General features: G+C 71.1%; 7 protein-coding genes and 1 riboswitch. All 7 genes read right to left on the reverse strand.

What is annotated here, in order from left to right; all coding sequences use genetic code 11:
* Positions 1-220: 220 nt before the first annotated feature.
* Positions 221-1,702 (reverse strand): SPFH domain-containing protein, encoded by a 1,482-nt coding sequence (locus Q8Q85_01555; protein ID MDP3772930.1) that lies wholly within the window; start codon positions 1,700-1,702, stop codon positions 221-223.
* Positions 1,703-1,715: 13 nt separating this feature from the next.
* Positions 1,716-2,336: a hypothetical protein gene (locus Q8Q85_01560; GenBank protein ID MDP3772931.1), complete on the reverse strand. Its 621-nt coding sequence runs from the start codon at positions 2,334-2,336 to the stop codon at positions 1,716-1,718.
* A 106-nt stretch (positions 2,337-2,442) separates the two neighbouring features.
* Positions 2,443-4,425, reverse strand: a complete 1,983-nt coding sequence (locus tag Q8Q85_01565) for a TonB-dependent receptor (GenBank protein MDP3772932.1) — start codon at positions 4,423-4,425, stop codon at positions 2,443-2,445.
* Entirely contained in the window at positions 4,422-5,249 is an 828-nt protein-coding gene (locus tag Q8Q85_01570) for an ABC transporter ATP-binding protein (GenBank protein ID MDP3772933.1), read from the reverse strand. The genes Q8Q85_01565 and Q8Q85_01570 overlap by 4 nt, the downstream gene beginning before the upstream one ends.
* The gene (locus tag Q8Q85_01575; GenBank protein MDP3772934.1) at positions 5,249-6,247 is read right to left on the reverse strand and encodes an iron ABC transporter permease; all 999 of its coding nucleotides are present in this window, start codon (positions 6,245-6,247) and stop codon (positions 5,249-5,251) included. Before Q8Q85_01575 ends, Q8Q85_01570 begins: the two co-directional genes overlap by 1 nt.
* The gene (locus Q8Q85_01580; GenBank protein ID MDP3772935.1) at positions 6,244-7,161 is read right to left on the reverse strand and encodes a helical backbone metal receptor; all 918 of its coding nucleotides are present in this window, start codon (positions 7,159-7,161) and stop codon (positions 6,244-6,246) included. The genes Q8Q85_01575 and Q8Q85_01580 overlap by 4 nt, the downstream gene beginning before the upstream one ends.
* Positions 7,162-7,204: 43 nt before the next feature.
* Positions 7,205-7,330: riboswitch (cobalamin riboswitch) on the reverse strand.
* A gap of 78 nt (positions 7,331-7,408) precedes the next feature.
* On the reverse strand, positions 7,409-7,730 hold a 322-nt coding region (locus Q8Q85_01585; GenBank protein ID MDP3772936.1), incomplete at its 5' end, for a hypothetical protein.

Consider the following 7,730-nt stretch of genomic DNA (forward strand, 5'->3'; position numbering starts at 1 on the left):
GCGAAGAGGTCGAGCCGCGGACCGGTCCGGCTCTTGGCGCGGCGGGCCCCCTTGGCGATGGCGCTCTGAAGTCCGAGGTCCCGCGCCAGGAGCCTGACGATCTTCGACGTCTCGCTGTAGGGCATGACGTGCAGGATGATCGCGGGGGTCGCAACGAGAGGCATGAGGGCAAGATAATGGGCGGGCCGAGGCCCGCCCAAGTATCCAGGGGTTGCGGTAGCTACTTCTTCTTGGTGGTATCCTGCACGATCTCCCCCGGCGCCGCCGTGCCGGGCGCGATGGGCCGGAGGTGCTGCATCAGCTCGGTGATCTTCTTGCCGGTGAGCGCCTCGAGCAGGGCCGGGACCTGGGCCACCATCTGCGCCATGTCGGCGGTGATCTTGTTGACGCCGGCCGAGTCTCCCCCGGTCGAGACAATCGTGATCTTGTCCACCTTGGAGAGCGGCTCGGCGAGCGCGCGCACGACTTCCGGCAAGCCGCTCAGCACCTTGTCGAGCACCGCGGCCTCGTTGTATTCGAGGTAGGCGCTCGCCTTGAGCTGCATCGCGGCGGCCTCGCTCCGGCCCTTCGCCATGATGATCTCCGCCTCGGCGTTCCCCTTGAGGCGGATGATGTCGGCGGCGGCGGCGCCTTCGGTCTTCACGGCGTCGGCGCGCCCGGTGGCTTCGAGCGTTAGGCGCTGCCGCTCGGCGTCGGCCATGGTCTCGATCTTCTTCCGCTGCGCCTCCGCCTCCTTCAGGATCGTTCCGGCAAGCTCCTTCTCCTTCCGCAGGATCTCCGCCTCCGCGACCTTGATCTCGCCCTCCTTGCGGACGCGATCCACGTTCACCGCTTCGGTCACGACCTGCTGCTGCATGATGTTGGCCTGGATCTCGTAGGCCTTGTCCGCCTGCGCCTGCTGCTTCTTCGACTCGGCCTCGTACTGCGCCCTCTTCACGGCGAGGTCCTTCTGCGCCTCGGCCTGCTTGGCCTGCGAGAGCGTCTCGGCCAGCACACGCTCCTGGTCGGCCTGCGCCCGCGCGACCGCCGCCTCGCGCATGTACCCCGCCTGCTTGATGGCCGTGTCTCGCTCGGCCTCCGAAGTGGCGATGTCCGCGTCGCGCTTGATCCGCGCTACGTCCGGCTTGCCCATGTTCTCGATGTACTGGTTCTTGTCCTTGACCTCGCGCAACGTGAACGACACGACCTCGAGCCCCATCTTCGCGATGTCCTCCGCCACGTTGGCGCGCATCCGGTCGGCCACCAGCTCGGGCTGCTTCACGATCTGCTCGACGGTGAGCTGGCCGATGATGCCGCGCAGGTGGCCCTCCATCACGAGCCTGATCAGCGCTTCCCGCTGGGGCGGCGTCTTGGAGAGGAACTGCTCGGCCGCGGTGCGGATGGACTCGGGATCGGACTTGATCTTGAGTTGCGCCACCGCCTCGACCGTTACGGCGACGCCCTGATTGGTATACAGGTCCTGCTGCGGCGCGACGTCGAACGACATCAGCTCGAGCGACAGCTCCTGAGCGCTATGGATCAGGGGAATGACGAGCTGGGCCCCACCCTTCACCACCTGAGTGCCGCCCAGGCCGTAGCGGATCATCGCCTGGTTCGGGCCGACCTTGCGCAGCATCCGCGCGAAGGTGCCGAGGATGAGGAGAACCACGGCCACGGCCAGGCCGCTGATGATGAAGACCGGAGTCAGGAGGATGTCCAGCATAGGCTCCCCAGGGTTAGGCCGTGCCGGGGTCGCCGGGCGGCAGTTGATGCTGGTCGGCGAACTTGTCCCAGCGTTCCACGTACGCGATGCCCCGCTCGACCTTCAGGATCACGACTTCCGTCCCGTGCTCCAACGCCTCGCCAGTTACGCTGCGCGCGCCGTCAGCGTGCCTCGTCCCGCCGAGGGAGTACACGATCTCGCCGGTGCCCCCGGCGGCGATGCTGCTGGTGACGCGGGCGACCGTGCCCTGCACCTCGTAGTCCTCGGGACGCATCTCGGTGAGGTGCGGGAAGATGAACTTGGCGAGCGTGACGAAGATGATCCCGCCGCCCACGACGCCCGCGGCGCCCGCCACCGCGAGGATGGCCGCGGTGGTGAAGTTCGAGTAGCGGGTGAGCAAGTACCCGGCGCCGCCGAACCACGCCAGGAAGGCGCTGATCGTGCTGAGATTGAACGGCGACATGTGGGCGCCGTGATGCCCGGCGCCAGGTCCGTGCGCCTCGCCGCCGCTATCACCGCCGGCGTCGAAACCGGGCAGGTGAAGGTCGTGCCCGCTCCCGAACGCGCCGAGCAGAAAGCTGGCCACGGTGAAGATGAGGCCGAAGGCGAAGCAGCCGAGGAAGAAGGAGGCCATTGCAGGGCCGAACGTACACCGGCCTTGGCGCCCCCGCAAACGGCGTGGCGGAACGGCGGGGCGGCGGGACGGCGGAACGGCCGAACGAGGGAACGGCGGAGAACCGCTAGCGGCCGAGCCCGACCGAGAGACGCCCGCCGACCAGCGCCACCCAGCCCGGCGCCCGGAAGTAGAGCACTTCCTCGTAACGGGCGTCCAACAGGTTCTCGACTCGGAACGTGAGCGCCAACCCGGGCCGCGCGCCACGCGCGGGCACTGCGTCGAACTCCCCTCCGGCGTCCACCCGGACGTGGGCCGGAAGCTCGACGCGCCGCGGCACGAAGGTAACCGGATCGGCGTTGCGAAAGTCCAGGTCGTCCCGGGTTCCTACGAAGAGGAGCGTGGCGCCTCCGCGCAGGCGCGCCCCGAAGCGACCGTCGAGCGTCACGCTGCCGGCATGGGTCGGCCTCCGGAGGAGTCGCGGTCGCTGTCCGAGTCCGACGGCGAGCGTGCTGCCGTCCACGCCGGAGTCGGTGTGGAGGTAGGTGTAGCGGGCCGTAAGGGTGGCGGCCCGGAATGGATGCAGGCGCGCTTCGAGCTCGACCCCGCGCGCGTTCGCACCGGCGATGTTGCGGTAGTTGGGCGCGCCCGGCGATGCGGCGAAGGTGTACTGGATCACGTCGCGAAAGTGTTGGTCGAAGTACGCGGCGCCCACCGTGGCGAGCTCGCCGGCAAACGATTGCTCTACGCCCAGCTCGAAGCTGCGCGCCTGCTCCGGAACGAGGTTCGGGTTACCGGTCGAGAAGCCTCCGCCGTAGCTCTGGAAGAAGGTCGGTTCCTTGAACGCCGTCCCCGCGCTCCCTCGCAGGCGCGTCGTGGGCGTCGCACGCACGGTGAGCCCCGCGCGGGCCGTGCCGAACGAGCCGAACTTCTGGTTGTCATCGAATCGCACGCCGCCCGTGAGGCTGACGCCGTCGCCGAGGCCGGCGAGGAGTTGAGCGTAGGCCGCACGGTTGGTGCGCGAGACGTCCACCGTGTCCCCCGACGCGAACGAACCCGTGAAGCCGATCGCGTTGTGGAAAAACTGCTCCTCCAGCACCGCTCCCGCGGTGACCACGAACGCGGGTCCCAGTCGGACGTTGGCGCGCAGGTCCGCACTGCGGCGGCGGAACGAGGTGAGGTTGCCGTACCCGTCGGTTTCCGCGGGGCTGTCGGGCGAGTTCTGCGCCGTGTCGCGCTGATCCTGCCAACCGAGCAGCAGCCGCGCTTCGAGTCGGGTGGTCAGGGATCTGCCCACCTCCGCACTCACCGTAGTGGCCCGGCTTCCGGTGAACTGGTTGCTGTCGGAGGGGAATCCCGCGAAATCGGTCGGGAAGTGGTACACGCCGTCGTGGTGGCGGATGGTGATCTGGGCGTCGGTGCGCGAGTCGGGGGTGAGCCTGAGCAGAGCGCTCGCCGCCCGGTTGCGGTACGCGTTGTTGGTGGTGTCCACGCCGCTGCTCGCGAACTGTGAGGCGCCGAGCGACCAGGCAACGCGACCGCTTCCGGCACTCAACGAAGCCTCGATGGCGCGCGTCCCGTATGAGCCGGCCCGCGTGCCCGTGGAGAGCACCGCGCCCCCGGCGCCGCGCCGCGTGAAGATCTGGATCACCCCGGTCATGGCGTCGGAGCCATACAGCACGCTGGCCGGGCCCCGCACGATCTCGATCCGCTCGACGTTCTCGGCAGACAGGCCGGCGAGGTCGATGCGACCGCCCGGTTCGTTGATCGGAACGCCGTCCACCAGCACCCGCACGTAGTTGCTCTCACCGCCGCGCAGGAACAGCGACGTCTGGCCCCCGAATGAGCCGCTCTGCACGACCGCCGCACCCGGCGTCTCGCGCAACGCGTCGAGGACGAGGGAGACTCCCCGGGCGCGCAGCTCCTCGCCGCGCAGCACCGTCACGCCGTTTGGGACCTGCTCGGTGGGCGTGGGGAGACGGGTGGCGGTGACCACGATCTCGCGCAGCCGGATCGTGTCTTTAGGTTGCTGGGCCCGCAGCGGGCTCGCGACGAGGATGGCGCAGCCGAACGTGAGAGGGAGGACACGGGGCAGGCAGAACGCGTTCATGGATCGAGGTCCCTGTCTATGCGAAGTAGTGGTTGACGTTCGGGAACGAGTTGGGGGACGCCATCGGCGAGGAGCTGGACCGTCACGGGCCAGCCGAACACCTCGCTCAGGCGGTCGGCCACGAGCACCTGCTCGGGCGGCGCGTCCGCCACGACCCGGCCGCCGGCGACCAGCACCAGGCGGTCGGCGAACCGCGCCGCGACGTTGAGGTGGTGTGATACGAAGAGCGCGGCGAGCCCGTCATGCCGCACCAGGTCTATGACCAGCTCGAAAAGCTCCATCTCGTGACGCAGGTCGAGCGACACAGTCGGCTCGTCGAGGACGAGGGCGCGCGGCTCCTGTGCCAGCGCCCGCGCGACTCGCACCCGCTGCCACTCGCCGCCCGAGAGCGTCTCCACCCACCGGTCCGCGAGTGCCGTGACGTCAGCGCGTCCCAGCGCGCGCTCCACCGCGTCCCTGTCCGCCGGCCCGAGCGCGCGCCACGGGCCGGTGTGCGCGTAGCGACCCATCTCCACCGCCTCGATAACGGTGATCGGGAAGACCGGCTCCTCGCGCTGGCTTACCACGCCCACCTCGCGCGCGAGCGCGTCGCGCTCCCAGTCTCCGCTCGGCTTGCCCATCACTTCGGCGCGGCCCGAGACGAGCGGCGCCAGGCCCAGCAGCGCCCGGAGCGCGGTGGTCTTTCCCGCCCCGTTCGGACCGACGATCGCCACGCACTCGCCCGCGCGGACCGCGAACGACGCCGCGGAGAGCTGCGGCGCCGGCGCCCCAGGATACCGCACCGTCGCATCGCGGAGCTCGAAGGCCGGTGCTCCCACCTGCATCACGCCGTTCTCCTTGCCGACCGCCGCAGCAGCATCCCGAACAGCGGCACGCCGACCAGCGCCGTGATCACCCCGACCGGAAGCTCGAGCGGAGCGAACAGGGCGCGGGCGCCGGCGTCGGCCAGCACGAGGAACGCGCCTCCCAGGACGAACGCCGAGGGGAGCAACACTCGATGGTCGGGTCCGCGCAGGATCCGGATGGCGTGCGGGACCGCGAGACCGACGAACCCGATGATGCCGGAGGAAGCGACGGCAGCGGCGGTGAGCAGCGAAGCGGCGACGTACACCCGGCGCTTGGAGCGCGCGACGTCGGCGCCGAGGTGTTGGGCCGGCTCCTCCCCGAGCGCCAGCAGGTTCAGCGCGCGGGATTCGCGCGCGAGCACTACCAGGGCGGGAGCGGAGTAGGCCGCGAGCGCCGCCACACCGACCCATCCCACTCCACCCAGTCCGCCCATCAGCCACAGCATCGCGGAACGGACGCCGGTCGCCTCGGCGACAGCCAGGATCCCGCTCACCACCGCTCCCGCGAACGCGCCCACCACTACTCCGGCGAGCAGGAGGACCCGGCTGTCGAGCGCGCTACCCGCGACCAGAGCGAGACGGTACACGACGGCGATGGCTACGAGCGAGCCGGCGAACGCGGCCGCGGGGAGGGCCCACGCGGACTGGAACCCCGCCGCGATCGCCAGGACGGCGCCGAGACTGCTCCCGCCCGACAGACCGAGCAGGTAGGGATCGGCGAGGGGATTGCGGACCAGGGCCTGAAGCGCGGCGCCGGCCACCGCGAGCACGCCGCCCACTACGAACCCCAGGACCACCCGCGGAACCCTCAGCGACCAGACTATCGCGCGGGTCGACTCGTCGCCGGCGCCGGCGATCGCGGCCATCACTTGCGCGGGCCCGAGGCGCGAGCCGCCGACGGCCAGCCCGACCAGGGCCGCCCCGATCCACGCGGCGGCGAGCAGCGCGACGAACGTTCGAGCTGGGAGACGCTTCATCGGCGGGGCCCCAGTGCCGCGAGCCTCGCCGCCAGATCGCGCACCGCCTGCGGCATCCGGGGCGACGGCCGGCCGTAGAGGCTGCCGTCCACTGCCAGCACGCGATGCGCCCGCACCGCGGGCACCGACCGCCAGCCGGGCCGGGACGCGAGGTCGAGAGTGCGCGAGGTGTCTGAGGTCAGCACCAGGATCACGTCGGGGTCGCGAGCCACGATCGTTTCGAGACTCACCGGCGCCGACGGCTGGGGGATGTCGGCGAAGACGTTCGCGGCGCCGGCCGCCGCCAGGATCTCCGAGAGGTAGGAGCCGGCTCCCACCGTGATCGGCGGGTTCGACTCGACGTCCACGTACACGCGCACCCGCGACGACGCGCCGGCGGCGCTGCGCGCCCGCTCGGCGTCGAGGCGGCGATCGAACGAGGCGAGGAGCGTGCCGGCCGAAGCCGAATCGCCGGCGGCCTCAGCGATCAGGCGCGCGGCGCGCCGGAGGTCGTTGGTGAGGTCGGTGCGCAGGACGGCGGTGGGAATGCCGAGCGCCTCGAAGCGCCCGAGCGCCGGCCGGTTGGCAGCCGAGGCATACAGGAGCACCAGGTCGGGGTGCAGTGCGGCGACCGCCTCGACGTTGGGCCCGATGCCGTTGCCGAGGTCCGGCACGGCGAGCGCGGCGGCCGGGAAGTCGCACCAGTGGGTGCGTCCTACCAGCCGGTCACCGAGCCCTAAGGCGAACACCAGCTCGGTGGTAGCGGGGGCGAGCGATACGATCCGGCGGGCGGGCGCGGCGAGGGCGATGCGGCGCCCCCAATCGTCGGTGACGGCAAGTGCGCCGCGGGCGGGCGCGCGCGAGCACGCCGCTGCCAGCACGGCCGGAAGGACGATGGAAAACCGAACCGGATGGAGAAGCCGACGAACGGCCACCGTCCCCTCCCTCGAGGGTGTGTGTGACGGGGCGAACGGCGAGGTCTCCTGACTTCGGGTCGCGTCCGCTGGCCTTCCCGGCTGTCGCCAGTGGCATCGAGAGCGGACGGGGGGAACTAGTCCCGACCCGTTACAGTGGCGGGGCCGCGCCGGACTTACACCGGCTTCCGAGATCCCCGTTCGCGACGATCAGTTGTGGGCGGCAATCTCGCGCGGCGATTCCCGCCGCGCAAGCCTTCAGGCGGGACTACTCCGCGGCGATGACCGCGGCGAGCTGCGACTTGAGCGTGGCGCGGCGGCCCTGGTACCGCCGCCACTCCAGTGGCGGCGTGCCCTCCTCGCGTCCCTCGTAGCGCTCGTCGAGCGCCACCAGCTGCGCGAGCAGGGTTTCCAGCGGCGGCGCCTCCGCCGGCACCCGGGCCGCGCGACCGCCGCGCAGCGCCATCACCGCGCCGGCCCCTAGCGCGAGCGCGGCGGCGATCACCGCGATCCACCAGAGGCGCTGCCCCGCGCCCGGAGCGCCGCCGAACCGCAGCTCAGGGGCCGCGCCCGCCCTCGCCGTGTCGGCC

Source organism: Gemmatimonadales bacterium (genome assembly GCA_030697825.1).
Classification (GTDB): domain Bacteria; phylum Gemmatimonadota; class Gemmatimonadetes; order Gemmatimonadales; family JACORV01; genus JACORV01.

What these genes read in the sequence shown, in the direction of transcription:
- Q8Q85_01575 (MDP3772934.1), bottom strand. Translation starts at nt 6,247, where the DNA reads ATGAAGCGTCTCCCAGCTCGAACGTTCGTCGCGCTGCTCGCCGCCGCG.
- Q8Q85_01555 (MDP3772930.1), bottom strand. Translation starts at nt 1,702, where the DNA reads ATGCTGGACATCCTCCTGACTCCGGTCTTCATCATCAGCGGCCTGGCC.
- Q8Q85_01570 (MDP3772933.1), bottom strand. Translation starts at nt 5,249, where the DNA reads ATGCAGGTGGGAGCACCGGCCTTCGAGCTCCGCGATGCGACGGTGCGG.
- Q8Q85_01565 (MDP3772932.1), bottom strand. Translation starts at nt 4,425, where the DNA reads ATGAACGCGTTCTGCCTGCCCCGTGTCCTCCCTCTCACGTTCGGCTGC.
- Q8Q85_01560 (MDP3772931.1), bottom strand. Translation starts at nt 2,336, where the DNA reads ATGGCCTCCTTCTTCCTCGGCTGCTTCGCCTTCGGCCTCATCTTCACC.